This is a genomic window from Gemmatimonadota bacterium (assembly GCA_026387915.1).
GTDB lineage: Bacteria > Gemmatimonadota > Gemmatimonadetes > Gemmatimonadales > Gemmatimonadaceae > Fen-1231.
Map to the genome: position 1 here is coordinate 23,471 of JAPLKS010000004.1, position 13,497 is coordinate 36,967.

The 13,497-nt window shown below is 64.3% G+C and carries 14 protein-coding genes, 1 other RNA gene and 1 pseudogene; 12 read left to right on the plus strand and 4 right to left on the minus strand.

What is annotated here, in order from left to right; translation table 11 throughout:
- The first annotated feature begins 17 nt into the window (after nt 1-17).
- Nucleotides 18-1,172, plus strand: a complete 1,155-nt coding sequence (locus tag NTZ43_00555; GenBank protein MCX5765700.1) for an aminotransferase class I/II-fold pyridoxal phosphate-dependent enzyme — start codon at nt 18-20, stop codon at nt 1,170-1,172.
- Nucleotides 1,173-1,238: 66 nt separating this feature from the next.
- An RNA gene (gene ffs / locus NTZ43_00560) (signal recognition particle sRNA small type) lies at nt 1,239-1,334 on the plus strand.
- Between the two features lie 141 nt (nt 1,335-1,475).
- Here ffs and NTZ43_00565 read toward each other — a convergent pair.
- From NTZ43_00565 to aroF, 3 genes are read right to left on the minus strand one after another with little or no spacing between them, the layout of a single operon-like run.
- Nucleotides 1,476-2,246: a prephenate dehydrogenase/arogenate dehydrogenase family protein gene (locus NTZ43_00565; protein MCX5765701.1), complete on the minus strand. Its 771-nt coding sequence runs from the start codon at nt 2,244-2,246 to the stop codon at nt 1,476-1,478.
- The gene (locus NTZ43_00570; GenBank protein MCX5765702.1) at nt 2,243-2,533 is read right to left on the minus strand and encodes a chorismate mutase; all 291 of its coding nucleotides are present in this window, start codon (nt 2,531-2,533) and stop codon (nt 2,243-2,245) included. The genes NTZ43_00565 and NTZ43_00570 overlap by 4 nt, the downstream gene beginning before the upstream one ends.
- Nucleotides 2,530-3,615, minus strand: coding sequence for a 3-deoxy-7-phosphoheptulonate synthase (aroF, locus tag NTZ43_00575; GenBank protein ID MCX5765703.1), 1,086 nt, complete (start codon nt 3,613-3,615; stop codon nt 2,530-2,532). The genes NTZ43_00570 and aroF overlap by 4 nt, the downstream gene beginning before the upstream one ends.
- A 357-nt stretch (nt 3,616-3,972) precedes the next feature.
- Between aroF and dnaX the strand changes: the two genes are divergently transcribed.
- The 10 genes and pseudogenes from dnaX to NTZ43_00625 all read left to right on the plus strand — a co-directional run bounded on the left by dnaX (nt 3,973) and on the right by NTZ43_00625 (nt 12,348).
- Nucleotides 3,973-5,829: a DNA polymerase III subunit gamma/tau gene (gene dnaX / locus NTZ43_00580; GenBank protein ID MCX5765704.1), complete on the plus strand. Its 1,857-nt coding sequence runs from the start codon at nt 3,973-3,975 to the stop codon at nt 5,827-5,829.
- 60 nt (nt 5,830-5,889) lie between these two features.
- Nucleotides 5,890-6,210, plus strand: coding sequence for a YbaB/EbfC family nucleoid-associated protein (locus NTZ43_00585; protein MCX5765705.1), 321 nt, complete (start codon nt 5,890-5,892; stop codon nt 6,208-6,210).
- On the plus strand, nt 6,211-6,801 hold the full coding sequence (gene recR, locus NTZ43_00590) for a recombination mediator RecR (protein ID MCX5765706.1): 591 nt from the start codon (nt 6,211-6,213) through the stop codon (nt 6,799-6,801).
- A 25-nt stretch (nt 6,802-6,826) separates the two neighbouring features.
- Entirely contained in the window at nt 6,827-7,315 is a 489-nt protein-coding gene (locus NTZ43_00595; GenBank protein MCX5765707.1) for a roadblock/LC7 domain-containing protein, read from the plus strand.
- A 12-nt stretch (nt 7,316-7,327) separates the two neighbouring features.
- Nucleotides 7,328-7,804, plus strand: a pseudogene (locus NTZ43_00600) (ADP-ribosylation factor-like protein).
- A gap of 219 nt (nt 7,805-8,023) precedes the next feature.
- A complete protein-coding gene (locus NTZ43_00605; GenBank protein ID MCX5765708.1) occupies nt 8,024-8,734 on the plus strand; it encodes a CDP-alcohol phosphatidyltransferase family protein in 711 nt (236 codons plus the stop codon).
- Between the two features lie 108 nt (nt 8,735-8,842).
- On the plus strand, nt 8,843-10,099 hold the full coding sequence (locus NTZ43_00610) for a competence/damage-inducible protein A (protein ID MCX5765709.1): 1,257 nt from the start codon (nt 8,843-8,845) through the stop codon (nt 10,097-10,099).
- Nucleotides 10,100-10,269: 170 nt separating this feature from the next.
- Nucleotides 10,270-10,869 carry a nucleotide exchange factor GrpE gene (locus NTZ43_00615; GenBank protein MCX5765710.1) on the plus strand — a complete coding sequence of 200 codons (600 nt, stop codon included), beginning with the start codon at nt 10,270-10,272 and terminating at the stop codon, nt 10,867-10,869.
- A 15-nt stretch (nt 10,870-10,884) separates the two neighbouring features.
- Nucleotides 10,885-12,006 carry a DnaJ domain-containing protein gene (locus NTZ43_00620; protein MCX5765711.1) on the plus strand — a complete coding sequence of 374 codons (1,122 nt, stop codon included), beginning with the start codon at nt 10,885-10,887 and terminating at the stop codon, nt 12,004-12,006.
- Nucleotides 12,007-12,036: 30 nt separating this feature from the next.
- Entirely contained in the window at nt 12,037-12,348 is a 312-nt protein-coding gene (locus NTZ43_00625; GenBank protein MCX5765712.1) for a hypothetical protein, read from the plus strand.
- 50 nt (nt 12,349-12,398) lie between these two features.
- On the opposite strand, the gene mnmA is transcribed toward NTZ43_00625, so the two are convergent.
- Complete coding sequence (gene mnmA, locus NTZ43_00630; GenBank protein MCX5765713.1) at nt 12,399-13,496, minus strand: tRNA 2-thiouridine(34) synthase MnmA; 1,098 nt, start codon at nt 13,494-13,496, stop codon at nt 12,399-12,401.
- Nucleotide 13,497 lies beyond the last annotated feature (1 nt).

Sequence of the window (13,497 nt, forward strand, 5' to 3'; positions counted from 1 at the left end):
TCTTCCCGGAGTCGCTGATGTCGGTGTCTCGTCGAGCGTTTCTCACCTCCATCGGCGCCGGTGGCGCAGGTGTGCTCGCCCTTCCGCTGATCCATGGTCGCGGCCGCGAGGCGCTGTATGCGCAGTCGAGTACCGGGCGACGCGCCGACCGCATGGCGGCGGCCGCGAACGGCATCATTCGCATTGATAGCAACGAAAACCCAAACGGCGCCGGCGAAAAAGTCTTTCAGGCGATGCACGGCGCGTTCGCCGAGGCCAATCGCTATCCGTTTAAGTTTGAAGAAGACCTTCGCGCCGCCATCGCCAAGCTCCACGGCGTGAAGAGTGAGAACGTCTTGCTCAGCTGCGGCAGCGGTGAACTGCTACGGGTGACGGTGCAGGCGCTCACCTCTAAGGAACGCGCGCTGGTGGTGGCCTCGCCCACCTTCGAGACCTCCGCGAACTTTGCGAAATTCCTCGGCGCATCTGTTCGCGCTGTGCCGGTGGACGCCAAGTTACGGCTCGACCTTCAGCCCATGGCCGAAGCGTCCAAGGGCGCTGGGCTCGTGTACTTCTGCAATCCCAACAATCCCACGGCGACGGTGCATGGCAAGGCCGCCGTCGCGGCGTTCGTCGAGCAGGTCGGCAAAACATCCCCGCAGACCACCATCCTCGTAGATGAGGCGTATCACGAGTATGTGGATGATCCCGCCTACGCCACCGCCATTCCGTTGGCGATGCAGAACCCGCATGTGATTGTCACGCGCACGATGTCCAAGGTGTTCGGCATGGCGGGCGTGCGTTGCGGCTACGCGATTGGGCTACCGGAAGCGCTCGACAAAATCAGCCCGTGGATCCTCGACTCCGGCGTGAATCAGCTCGCGCTCGCCGGTGCCGCGGTGGCCATTACGGACACGGCACACATTGCAGCCGAGCAGAAGAAGAATCGCGAGGCCAAGGCCTTCACGCGCAAATTCTTTGAGAGCGCGGGCTTCGCGGTGGGCATCTCAGACGCCAACTTCTTGATGGTGGACATCCGCAAGGACGTCAAGCTGTTCAAGGCTGAGGCACTCAAGCGCGGCGTGGCCGTAGGGCGTCAGTTCCCGCCGCTCAACACGCAGCTGCGCATCTCGATTGGCACCCTGTCCGAGATGCAGCGGGCGGCCGAGGCGCTCAAGCCTATTCTGGTATAGGAACCGGCAGAAAAACGGGGCGGGGTCGGTGCAAAACCGGCCTCGCCCTGTTTACATTTCCGGAGTCCCAGGTCCCGGTGGTCGCACGCGCACCAACCCCGCCAGGTCCGAAAGGAAGCAACGGTACGTGATGTCGTACGTCGCATCGTCAGGCCTGGGGCACTGGCGCGGGGGGTTATCCGATTCTATCGGGTGCCCCCCCGCGCTTTTTTCTTGCGAGTGCTAAGACTTACGGCGTGGGCTCCGCCAGCCAGCGGCCGGTGTGCGTGAATAGCCGGCACACCGCCTCCACGTCGCCCCGCGCTACGGTTTCGCGCACCGCCTCGAGTTCCGCGGCGCATTCCGACAGCGCGCGCGCGCGATGGCCTCGTGATTGGTGGCGACAATGGCCTGCCACATCGCAGGCGACGAAGCGGCGAGACGCGTCATCGACTGTCCGCCCGCGCCCATCGCGGCACGGTCATGTCCCGCACGTTCGATGGTGCGCGCCAGCGCCGCCGAGAGCAGGTGGGGGAGGTGGCTCGTATACGCCACCTCGGCATCATGCGCCTCGGGCGTGGTCCATCGCACATCGGCGCCGAGGGCGTGCCAGAGATCCAGCGCCTTGGTTTTTGCGGCCGTTGAAGATTCCGCCGAAGGACAGAGATACACTCGGGCCCCCGTAAACATCCCCAACGTGGACGCGGCAAATCCGGCCCGATGGTCACCGGCCATTGGATGTGCGCCCACAAAACGTGTGCGCACGCCGAGCGCGGCAGCCCGCGTGCCGATGGCGAGTTTGGTGCTTCCGACGTCAGTGATAAGCGTGCACGCCCCAAGGTGTGGGGCGATGGCCTCGAGCAGCGTTGGGGCCGCATCCACCGGCACGCAGAGCACCACAATCGTCGCGGTGGCGAGCGTGGTGAAGTCCGAGTCCACGATCTCGCGAATAGCACGGGCCCGCTGCGCCGCGCGCAGCTGCAGCGGGTCGATGTCGTAGCCCATCACCTGTGCGCCGCGCGCGGACAGGTCGCGGGCCAGAGAGCCACCAACGAGTCCGAGCCCGAGGATAGCAATACGTTCCTGCGCGATCATCGCGGGCGCTCCTGTGCATGTCGGCAGAGTTCAATGAGCTGCCAGAAGATGGCGCGCACGGGTTCGTCGCTCACGCCAGCATCGCGCGCGCGGAGGCCGGCGCGACGCACCACGGCCGCTTCGCGCGTCGCGTCCAGCAAGGGAAGCCCACGCGCGTGCTTGAGCTCACCAACGGCTCGCGCCAACGCCACGCGCTCGGCAATCAGCGCCACGAGTTGATCGTCAATGCCCTCCACCTGCGCACGCAACGCCTTCAACTCGGCGTCGATCGGTGCGGCGGGCGTCATGCGACCCACGCTGACTGCGCGCTCGCCTCAGCGCCGATCGACGCAGGGGCTACCGGCTCACCGAGTGTCCGGCCCGCCGCGGCCGCGAAGGGAGCCAGCGCGCGCATCATCGAAGCGAAGGCGTCGATCGTGAGCGATTGGTCACCATCGCTCTGCGCTTCCGCAGGGCGGGGATGCACCTCAATAATCAATCCATCGGCACCAGCCGCGATCGCCGCAAATGCGAGCGGTGCCACGAGATCCGCGCGCCCCGCCGCATGACTGGGGTCCACAATCACCGGCAGATGCGTCTCGGCTTTGAGTACCGGCACCGCCGCGACGTCGAACGTGTTGCGCGTCGCCGTCTCAAAGGTGCGAATGCCGCGTTCGCACAGCATCACCTGGCGATTCCCCTGCGCCATGATGTGCTCGGCCGCCTGCAACAACTCGCTGATGGTTGCCGAGAGACCGCGCTTGAGCAGCACCGGCCGGCGGACCCGTCCCACCTCGGCGAGCAGCGCATAGTTCTGCATGTTGCGCGCGCCGATTTGCAAAATGTCCACGCGTTCGGCCATCATCTCCACCTGTCGCGGGTCCATCACTTCACTCACAATGGGCATGCCGGTGCGTGCTCGTGCCTCGGCGAGGAGATCGAGCCCCTCCTCGCCGAGTCCTTGGAATGCGTACGGTGAGGTGCGGGGCTTGAAGGCACCTCCACGCAATACGGCGGCACCGGCGGCCCGCACGCCCTCGGCCGTCTCCATGAGCATCGCGCGCCCTTCTACCGAGCACGGGCCAGCGGCGATCACGATTTCCCGACCGCCGATGATTGTGCCGGCCGCATCGCCGAGCGCGATAGTGGTGCGAGACGCCACGAACTCGCGCGACGCGAGGCGGTACGGCTTGCGCACGCGGTGCACGGAATCCACCCCAGAGAGCGCCCGGACGGCGCCTTCGTCGATGCCCCCGACGTCGCCAATGCAGCCGATGACAGTCCGGTCGACGCCGGTGGAGACGTGGGTGCGCAATCCACGTGCCTCCATGAACTCGCGAATACCGTCGAGTTCAGCGGGGGTAATGTGGGTTCGGGTGACGAGAATCACGGGGCCTCCAAAGGCGGTCGGGAGAGATGGGCGCAAACGAAAAAGGCCCGTGGAGTTTCCACGGGCCTCGTGCTTGCGGGAGCTGTTACGGCGCTGTGTGCGCGCTAACCCCTACCGCCGCGACCCGTGACTGGGGTGCGATAGTAGTAATAAAAGTAGGTGGCGGCGCCGACGTTCATGGAGGGCAGTCTAGTCCGTCTGCGCCGTCCCGGTCAAGGGCGAAGGGGAGAATTCCGGACACTGAAGCCGGGCTGGGGGGCTGTGGCAGCGGGCACGGCTGGGAGGGTGGATGTGTGGGGGGAAAACCCATTTCAGCCCTCACTAACCTCCCGCCCCGCTCGGCGCTAATTTCTATGTATGTCGCTCGCCCTCGCTCGAAAGTACCGCCCCAAACGCTTTGCGGATGTCGCCGTGCAATCGCACGTCGCGACCACGTTGCGCAACGCGATTGCCGGCGACCGAGTAGCGCACGCCTATCTGTTCTGCGGACCTCGCGGCACCGGCAAGACAACCCTTGCTCGCGTGCTCGCTATGGCGCTTAACTGCGAGAAGCGTCAGCCAGACCGCGAACCGTGCGGCGAGTGTGGTTCGTGCACGCGCATTTGGGCGGGCTCGGCGAGTCTTGATGTGGTAGAAATCGACGCCGCCTCGAACCGCGGCGTGGACGACGCCCGCGACCTGCGCGAGCGCGCGATGTATGCACCGAGCGGGCCGGATCAGTACAAGGTGTACATCATTGACGAAGCGCACATGCTCACGCGCGAAGCGTGGAATGCGCTCCTCAAGATTCTCGAAGAGCCGCCGCCGCGTGTGGTGTTTGCCTTTGCCACCACTGAGCCGCAGAAGATTGCGCAGGCCGCCGCGCCGGTGCTCTCGCGCGTGCAGCGATTTGATCTCAAGCGCATTGGTCCGCACGATGTGCGCGAACGGCTCTCCGCCGTGCTCGCTCTCGAAGGGATCACCGCGGAATCCGACGCGCTCGGCATGCTCGCGCGCGCCGCCGATGGCTCCATGCGCGACGCACTTTCGCTCACCGACCAAGTGCTGTCACTCGGCGAGGGCACCGTAACAGCGCAACGCGTGCGCGACGCGCTTGGCTTGGTGCACGAAGACGAATATGTGGCGTTGCTCGATATTGTTGGCGAACGACGCGCGGGTGATGTGTTTGGCGCCGCCGCGCGACTCGGCGATTATGGCGTGGACTTTGGCTTGCTGCTCGCGGGGTTCGGTGATGTGGTGCGCGCGCAGTTGGCGATCACGCTCGGTGGCGCGGTGCCCGATCTCTCGGACCATTTGCGCCTCGCCCTCGAAGCCCGCAAAGACAAGTTCTCCAGTGGCGACCTGCTGCGCATGATGACGATGCTGGTGGAAATCGAACCGCATTTCCGCCGGAGCGGACAGCCACAGATGCTGTTCGAAACCTTGCTCGTACGTTTTGCGTTGCTCGATAAAACGCTCGGCCTTGAGGACGTGCTTCGAGGACTGGCCGGCGGTGGCGGCGGCGCTTCGGCAACGGTGGGAGGCGGCGGAACGCGTCGCTCGGCACCCAGCGATGTGCGCGCCCCAATGATGGCCGACAGCGCTTCGGCTCGTACACCGTCACGCGCGTTTGATTCGGCGCCAATGGCTGCGCCGTCGAGTGCGCCAACGCTACCATCGGCACCATCGGCACCATCGGCACCATCGGTACCATCGGCACGACTGGCCTCGCCGCCAATGGAGGCGCCGTCTGAGGGGCGCCCCATCGCGCCGCCGCCGCTCGCGCGCGCAGAGCGTCCAGCGAAGGTGGCGGAGACCGCGCCCCTCGCCGATGTGGCACCAGTCGCGCGCAAAATGCAGGCGCTCGACATCAACCGCCTCTCCGAACACTGGGACGATGTGATCGAAGCGGTACGCGCCACCGGCCGTGGCGTCATTGCGAGTGCCCTCGCCGAGGGGACGCCCGTCGCGGTCACGGCACAGGGCGTGATCACGGTGGGGGTGAACTCTGATGCCATTGCGTCGGCCCTCGAGGCAAACCAGGCGCCGATTCTCGCCGCCGTGCGGACCATTTTTGACGGCGCATCGAAAATCGCCATCAAGATGGCCGGTGAGACGCGGGGCAGTCGCCTCACCGCGGACGATGTGATTGCCAATCGAGTGACGATGCTCCGCAAACGCGATCCCGTGCTCGATGCCGCCGTCGAGTTGCTCGATCTGCGACTCATCGACTGATGCCGTGCGGGTCCAACTCGGCCCCGCGCTTCCGACTTTGACCAGACGACTGGACCGGTGATGGACTTTCTGAAAATGGCGCAGCAGGTGGGCGAGATGCAGTCGCGCATGCAGCAGCTGCAGGACGAGCTGGAACGCGTGAGCGTGACGGGTTCGTCCGGCGGCGGCATGGTGCGCGTGGAGGCGGACGGCAAAGGCAATGTGCGCAAAGTGATGATTGACCCGAGCGTCGTGAACCCAGCAGACGTCGAGCTCCTCGAAGATCTCGTGGCGGCGGCGGTCTCCGACGCGCAGCGCAAAGCGGCCGAGGCGGCCAAAGGCGAAATGGGCAAACTCACGGGGGGGCTCAACCTCCCCGCCGGCTTTAAGCTTCCGTTCTAAATGTCGGCTATCGACGATCTCGTGACCGAACTGGCTCGCCTCCCCACGATTGGGAGGAAGTCAGCCCTGCGGCTCACCTTTCACCTGCTCAAGCAGCCGCCGGAACAGAGCAAGCGGCTGGCGCAGGTCCTCGCGACGCTCGTGGAGCGAGTGCGCGCCTGCGAGGTGTGCTTTAATCTCACCGAGGAACCGCGCTGCGCGATTTGTCGGGATAGCCGTCGGGATGCCGCAATGATTTGCGTGGTCGAAGAGGCCAGCGACATTGCCGCGATCGAGCGAACCAGCGAGTTCCGCGGGGTGTATCACGTGTTGGGCGGCCGCCTGTCCCCGCTGGACGGGATCGGGCCGGAACAGCTGACGGTGGAGGCGCTGGTCGGGCGCGTGCGGGCTGGGGGGGTGCGGGAAGTTATCCTCGCCACCAACCCAAAGCTCGAAGGAGACGCGACCGCGTTGTATGTTCAAGAGCAGCTTGCCGCGTTCCCAGTATCGGTAACCCGGCTGGCGCGTGGCATGCCCGTCGGCGGCGACCTCGAATACGCAGACGGGGTCACCATCGCGCAGGCATTCTCGGCGCGACGGGCAATGACGTGATCACCTTTTTCAGGACTTCACCCGCATGAGTGTTGGCGCTGGGAGCTGGTCCTTTACCGAAGACGACTTCGGGGCGATCACCCACACGCTCCAGAAGTTTCTCTTCAACAGCAACGCGCGCTGCGCGCTGTTGGTCGACCGCACCGGCCAGCTTGTGGCCACGGTGGGGGAGCAGCCTTCGTTCGATCCCACCGCGTTCGCGACGCTCACCGCGGCCGACTTCAGTGCCAACGACCAGCTGGCGAAACTCATCGGAGAAAATGACTTCAACTCGCTCTTTCACCAGGGCGAAAAAGAGTCGATGTACCTCGCGGATATTGCGCGCCGAGTGATTCTCGTCGCGTTGTTCGATAACCGCACGACACTGGGTCTCGTGCGCCTCAAGATGAAGGACACCGTGCACGAGCTGACGCGGCAATTCGAAGAAGTGTTCGCGCGCCATGCGTCCGGGCAGCCGCAGGCGCCGGGGTTGCTCGCGGGCGCCGAAGACGAAATCGACAAGCTGTTCGGATAAGGAGACTCAGCCATGTCGATGATCAACTACGCCTCGCGCGAGATCAACTGCAAAATCGTCTACTACGGCCCAGGGTTGGGCGGTAAGACGACCAATCTCGAGCACGTCTACACCAAGGTGAAACCGGATACCCGCGGTAAGCTCATCTCGCTTGCCACCGAGACCGAACGCACCCTGTTCTTTGATTTTCTGCCAGTCGACCTCGGCACGATTCGCGGTTTCAAAACGCGCTTTCACCTGTACACGGTGCCGGGGCAGGTGTACTACAATGCCTCGCGGAAGCTCATCCTGAAGGGCGTCGACGGCATCGTCTTTGTGGCCGACTCGCAAGTCGAACGCATGGAAGCGAATCAGGAAGCGATGCAGAACCTGTACGACAACATGGCCGAGTATGGCTATGATCTCACGAAGATGCCGTTCGTGATTCAGTACAACAAACGCGATCTCCCCAATGCGTCGCCCCTCGCAGATTTGCAGGGTGCGCTGAACCCCGGGTGGGAAGTCACGGATGTTTCGCGGCAGCGGCAAACGGCCGATCCGTTCCGTCCGGGCGAACATCTCATTGAGCAGCTCCCCACCGGCGAGTGGATTGAGCGCGCGACCTTCTTTGAGGCGGTCGCGGTCAAGGGCGACGGCGTGTTCGACACGCTACGCGCGGTAAGCAAGTTGGTTCTCAAGACGTTGGCGTAGCCTCCAGCCGAATATCGAGTGAATCTCCCCAACTGGCTCACGGTCGGCCGCATCTTCTTCACGCCGCTGCTCGTCTGGCTTCCGCTGCAGAACGATCCGGGATATCGGCTTGCGGCGTTTGTACTCTACCTCGCCGTCTCGGTGACCGATTATTACGACGGCATGCTCGCGCGCACACGTGGGCAGGTGACAGATCTCGGCAAGATGCTCGATCCACTCGCCGACAAACTGCTCCTGCTCGGTACCTTTGTGCCGATGTTCTATCTGCAAGCGCCGGCGTCCGATCCACTCCTGCGCTGGCTCACGACATTTATTCCGCCGCGCGAAGTGATGTCGCATTACCCGTTTGTCATTCACTTGGGAAGCGTCGATTGGCGGCTCGCCTTTCCCTGGTGGGTGGCGTTCATCGTGCTCGGCCGCGAACTCGCGATGACCGTGATGCGGCAGATGGCCGCCCGCCGCGGCGTAGTGATAGCCGCCATTGGGCCGGCCAAGCTCAAGACGATCTTCCAGCTGATCTGGATTGGCTCGGCGTACTTCTGGTTTTTCGTCGCCACCGCCGACGTGGCCGACACGCGCGATCGCATGGGCTGGGACTTCTTTGCCATTGCAGCCGGCGTGATTGGAGCCATCACGATGATCGCGAGTGTGGCGCTGACGGTGTATTCGATGGCGGTGTACTTGTGGCGGTTTGGGTATGTGTTTACGACCAAAGCGAGTAAGCCGTAATTCGTCAGTCGCTGTCCGTTGAAGTTCCCGTTGCCAGAAATTCGATCGCCGCGCAATGAACGGACAACGGCAAACGGTCAACCGTTTACTCGCAGTCGCAGGGCCACTATGCAGATCGAAGTAGTCACCATCGGCGACGAGCTCCTGCTCGGCTTCACCATCGACACCAATGCCGCGCATCTGGCGCGTGAGCTCGCGTCGCGCGGTGTGGCGATTGTGCGCCGCACCACCTGCGGCGACAGCGCGAGCGAAATTGCGTCGGCCGTTCGCGACGCACTCGACCGTAGTGGTGCAGTTATCACGACGGGCGGACTCGGTCCCACCTCCGACGACCTCACCAAAGAATCCATCGCTGCCATTTTTGGTCGCGCCATGCGCCTCGACGAAGAGATTGTCGACAATCTCAAGGCGCGCTGGAAGGCACGTGGGTGGCCGGGCGAGTTGCCCAAAGCCAACTACCAGCAGGCGATGATTCCCGAGGGATGCGACATTCTCGTGAATAATCACGGGTCTGCGCCTGGCATATGGCTCGAAGACGACCGCGGCCGTTGGGTGGCGATGCTCCCGGGGGTGCCGCGCGAGATGCGTGGGATGCTCGCGGATGCATTGCTCCCGCGCATCGAACAGCGCCTGACCGGAACGCCGCTCGTGATTCGCTCGCGCACACTCCGCACGAGCGGTATCGCGGAGTCAGCGCTCGCTGACCTGCTCGGCCCCCTTGCCAAGGCGCCGTTCGGGCTCTCGCTTGCCTATCTCCCAGGGGTGGCGGGGGTGGATCTGCGTCTCACCGCCCGCAATCTCAGCGGGGGAGACGCCGATGCGTTGCTCGCGCAGGGCGCGGAGGCACTTCGGGCGCAGGTCGGCCACGCCATCTACGGTGAGGGGAATGACGACCTCGCCGCGATCGTGTTGTCCGAAATGCGTGCGCGCGGTTTTACGCTCGCACTCGCCGAGAGCTGCACCGGCGGTCTCCTCGGGCAGCGCATTACGGCTGTGCCGGGATCCAGCGACGTATTGCTGGGCGGCGTGGTGGCCTACGCCAACGAGGTCAAAGTCTCGCATCTCGACGTGCGTCCCGAGACGCTGGCCGCGCATGGGGCCGTCAGCGAGGCGACCGCCGGCGAGATGGCCTTAGGCGCGCAAAAGCGGTTCAAGACCTCGGCCGCACTCAGTGTGACGGGGGTGGCAGGGCCGGGTGGAGGAACGCCCGAAAAGCCGGTCGGCATGGTCTGTTTTGGGGTGGCGCTCGGCGACTCCCTCAAGACCTTTTCGGCGAACCTCTACGGAGATCGCCCCGAAATTCGAGAGCGGGCGGCGCAGGCAGCCCTCAATGCCCTCCGGCGAGCCCTCACCAAGGGCCTCTAAGGCGGACGGGCTCTGCCAACGACGGTGGCCCCAGGGCCGATTTAGGCGAAACGGAAGCCGCACAGCCCCGTAGGTTTAGTGAGCCCCCCACGCGGACTGGCATTCCGGCAGACCGGCGTGGCACGGCCGTTGCAACTACGTTCTTCCAGACGCGAAATTCAAAACACCCAATGACTGACTTTACCGATACCTCCGCACAGACAGCCCCCGACGGCGATGGTCCTGACGCCGCTGATTATGCCGCATCCGAGAGTGCCGCCTCCGTTCCTCAAGGAGGATCGGATACCGACGCCATGATCGCGACGCTGTCCACGCAGCTCAACGAACAGCGCGACAAACACCTGCGCCTCCTCGCCGAGTACGACAACTACCGCAAGCGCACCGTGCGCGAGCGGCAGGAAGCGGAACTCAAGGGGATGGGCATCTTGATTCGCGGTATTCTCGACGCGCTCGATGACCTCGGCCGCTTTGCGCACCTCGACCCCAGTCAGGTGGAGACCGCCGCCGTGGTGCAGGGCGCCGAGATGGTGGAGAAGAAATTATTTAAGTCGCTCGCCGGTCACGGGCTCGAAGTCGTGAATCCGGTGGACGTCCCCTTTGATCCCGCGGTGCACGAAGCGCTGACCACGATGCCGGCAGGGAGCCCCGACGAAGATCAGCTCGTGGGAATGGTGTATCAGGTCGGCTACCTGTTCAACGGGCAGCTGTTGCGGGCCGCGCGTGTGGTGGTCAAACAGTGGTCGGCGCCGGCTGACGCCGCCGCCGAGTAACGGGCGACTCCGCCGATGGCTCAGAAAGACTATTACAGCGTCCTCGGCGTCTCTTCGTCGGCGACGGCGGAGGATATTAAAAAGCAGTACCGCCGCCTCGCCAAAGAACACCATCCCGATTCCAACAAGGGCGCCACCAAGTCCGCCGATCGCTTCAAAGAAATTTCGGAAGCGTATCAGGTGCTGGGCGACAAAAAGAAACGCGAACAGTACGACGAGATGCGTCGACTGGGCGCCTTTGATAACATCCCGCGCGGTTCGCGCGGTGGGGCTCGTCCGGCGGGCGCGCCGCCGGGGGCTGCTGGGCAGAGTTATCGCTACGACGAGTTTGATGTCGGTGGCCTCGGTGGCCTCGGCGACATCTTCAGCTCGATGTTTGGTGGCGGTGCCAAAGGCCCGAAGGCCAGCGAGCCTGAGCAAGGGCAGAGTGTGGAGACCACGCTCGAGGTGCCATTCCGCACGGCCGCGCTCGGTGGCAAGGTGCCGATCGAGCTCGACATTACGGAAGAATGCGCCACCTGCCTTGGGTCTGGGGCGGCGAAGGGCGCGAAGATTGCCGTCTGCCATGAGTGCTCGGGGCGTGGCTCCATCTCGTTCGGCCAGGGCGGCTTTGCGGTCAATCGTCCCTGTCCGGCCTGCTTGGGCAAGGGAAGTCTTCCCTCAAGCCCCTGCGCCACCTGTCGCGGTGCGGGCGAGGCGCGCAGTCGCAAGAAGTTGCTTATCAATGTGCCGGAAGGCACGGATACGGGCGCGAAGATCCGGCTGAAGGGGCAAGGTGGCCGCGGCCTGCACGGCGGCCGCAACGGCGACATCGTCATCACCTTTCAGGTGAAGGACGACGCGAGTTGGTCGCGCGAAGGGCTCGATCTCGTGGCCATCGCAACGGTCAACATTGCCCAAGCGACGCTCGGCTCCAAAGTCAGCGTCGAAACGCTCGACGACAAACGGGTGTCCATCAAGGTGCCGGCGGGGACCGCGGGTGGAAAACGATTCCGCGTGCGCGGGCATGGCATCAAAAAAGACGGCAAGCATGGCGATCTCATTGTCGAGATCGAACTGGTGGTGCCGGCCAAACTCAGCGCAGAGCAGGAAAAGCTGATGCAGGACTTCGCGAAGTCGGCTGGGTTGGAGTACTAAGGGGTCGTCCACCGCTCGATTGGAGTGCCGATGAGCCGTCCACCAACCATATGGGAGTTCGCGTTCGCGGTTTTGTTGTTTGTGGTCACGAGCGCGGCGGTGCTTCTTCCGGCGTGGCGACGCTCGACGCGAGCCCGCGGAGTCTTCCGCCTGCTGCATTTCGTGCCGGCGCTGCCGATGGTCGTCGTCTCGGGAACGACCGGCTGGGCCCTTTCGAAAGATGCCACGGCCGCCAACCTGTGGCCCATCGGGTTCGCTATCTACGGCGCGTTCTCGTTCGTGCTGTACCTACTCGTGCGGGCCGCTGAGACGCTTGTGCTTTACCGAAAGGGCGTACATTGAGTCGGAGCATCGACCACCGACCGCTGACATCGCCCTCCGCCGTGCGACGGCTATGCGCGAGTGATCGTCGCTGACCGCGACGACTCAATAAACCCGCCGCCGAGCACGCGCGTGCCGTCATAGAGTACCAGCGACTGGCCTGGCGCAATGGCGCTGATCGGCGCATCGAGCGCCAACTCAATTTCGGAACCCGCAAGGCGCGTCACGCGCGCCCCGACAAGTGGCGCACGATGCCGCACGCGCACCTGCACCTCGCTGCCCACGTACGGCGCATCCGCCACGAGCCAGTTGATTTCGGTGGCCACAACGCCGAATCCCAGCAACGCCTCGCGCGGTCCCACCACCACTTCGCGCGTGTCCGGCCGCAACGCGACGACAAACAGCGGCTCTGCCGACCCGCCGGGAAGCCCGCGACGCTGTCCGATGGTGAATTGCGCAAAGCCGTCGTGCTCGCCAATCACCTCGCCGGTGAGCGTGACGATCGCGCCACGCGACAACGCCGGAGCGTCGGCCGGCAGCTCACGGCGCAGAATCTTGACGTAATCACCGTCGGGAACAAAGCAAATTTCCTGACTCTCCGGCTTATCCGCGACACGAGCGAAGCCAAGTTCACGCGCAATCGCCCGCGTCTCCACCTTTGTCATGTTCCCCACGGGGAGGAGGAGACGAGGGAGTACGGTGCGGTTAATGCCCCAGAGGAAATACGTTTGGTCCTTGTTGTCATCCGCGCCGCGATGCAGGGCGCCGTCCATCACGCGTGCGTAATGGCCGGTGGCCACGAGTGGCGCATCGATGCCGTCGGCCTTGGCCACGAGATCGCTGAACTTCGTGAAGGTGTTACAGCGCACGCAGGGGATGGGCGTGCGGCCGCGAGCGTACTCCGCCACGAAGTCTGTGATGACATCGCGGCTGAAATGATCAACCATGTTGAGGACGTAATGCGGCACGCCTAGACGTTCGCAGACTCGGCGCGCGTCGCTGGTGCTGTCGAGCGAGCAGCAGGGGCGGTCGGGGAGCTCGTTGCCGTCGTCGAACAGTTTCATGGTCACGCCAACCACATCGTAGCCATCGCGCACGAGCAACGCGGCGGCGACGCTGGAATCCACGCCGCCGCTCATCGCGACGAGCACACGCGGCTTGGTGCTCACT

Excerpts from the sequence above, each read along its gene's own strand:
- NTZ43_00555 (MCX5765700.1), top strand. The coding sequence starts at position 18 with ATGTCGGTGTCTCGTCGAGCGTTTCTCACCTCCATCGGCGCCGGTGGC.
- NTZ43_00565 (MCX5765701.1), bottom strand. The coding sequence starts at position 2,246 with ATGATCGCGCAGGAACGTATTGCTATCCTCGGGCTCGGACTCGTTGGT.
- NTZ43_00570 (MCX5765702.1), bottom strand. The coding sequence starts at position 2,533 with ATGACGCCCGCCGCACCGATCGACGCCGAGTTGAAGGCGTTGCGTGCG.
- dnaX (MCX5765704.1), top strand. The coding sequence starts at position 3,973 with ATGTCGCTCGCCCTCGCTCGAAAGTACCGCCCCAAACGCTTTGCGGAT.
- NTZ43_00585 (MCX5765705.1), top strand. The coding sequence starts at position 5,890 with ATGGACTTTCTGAAAATGGCGCAGCAGGTGGGCGAGATGCAGTCGCGC.
- recR (MCX5765706.1), top strand. The coding sequence starts at position 6,211 with ATGTCGGCTATCGACGATCTCGTGACCGAACTGGCTCGCCTCCCCACG.
- NTZ43_00595 (MCX5765707.1), top strand. The coding sequence starts at position 6,827 with ATGAGTGTTGGCGCTGGGAGCTGGTCCTTTACCGAAGACGACTTCGGG.
- NTZ43_00610 (MCX5765709.1), top strand. The coding sequence starts at position 8,843 with ATGCAGATCGAAGTAGTCACCATCGGCGACGAGCTCCTGCTCGGCTTC.
- NTZ43_00615 (MCX5765710.1), top strand. The coding sequence starts at position 10,270 with ATGACTGACTTTACCGATACCTCCGCACAGACAGCCCCCGACGGCGAT.
- NTZ43_00620 (MCX5765711.1), top strand. The coding sequence starts at position 10,885 with ATGGCTCAGAAAGACTATTACAGCGTCCTCGGCGTCTCTTCGTCGGCG.
- NTZ43_00625 (MCX5765712.1), top strand. The coding sequence starts at position 12,037 with ATGAGCCGTCCACCAACCATATGGGAGTTCGCGTTCGCGGTTTTGTTG.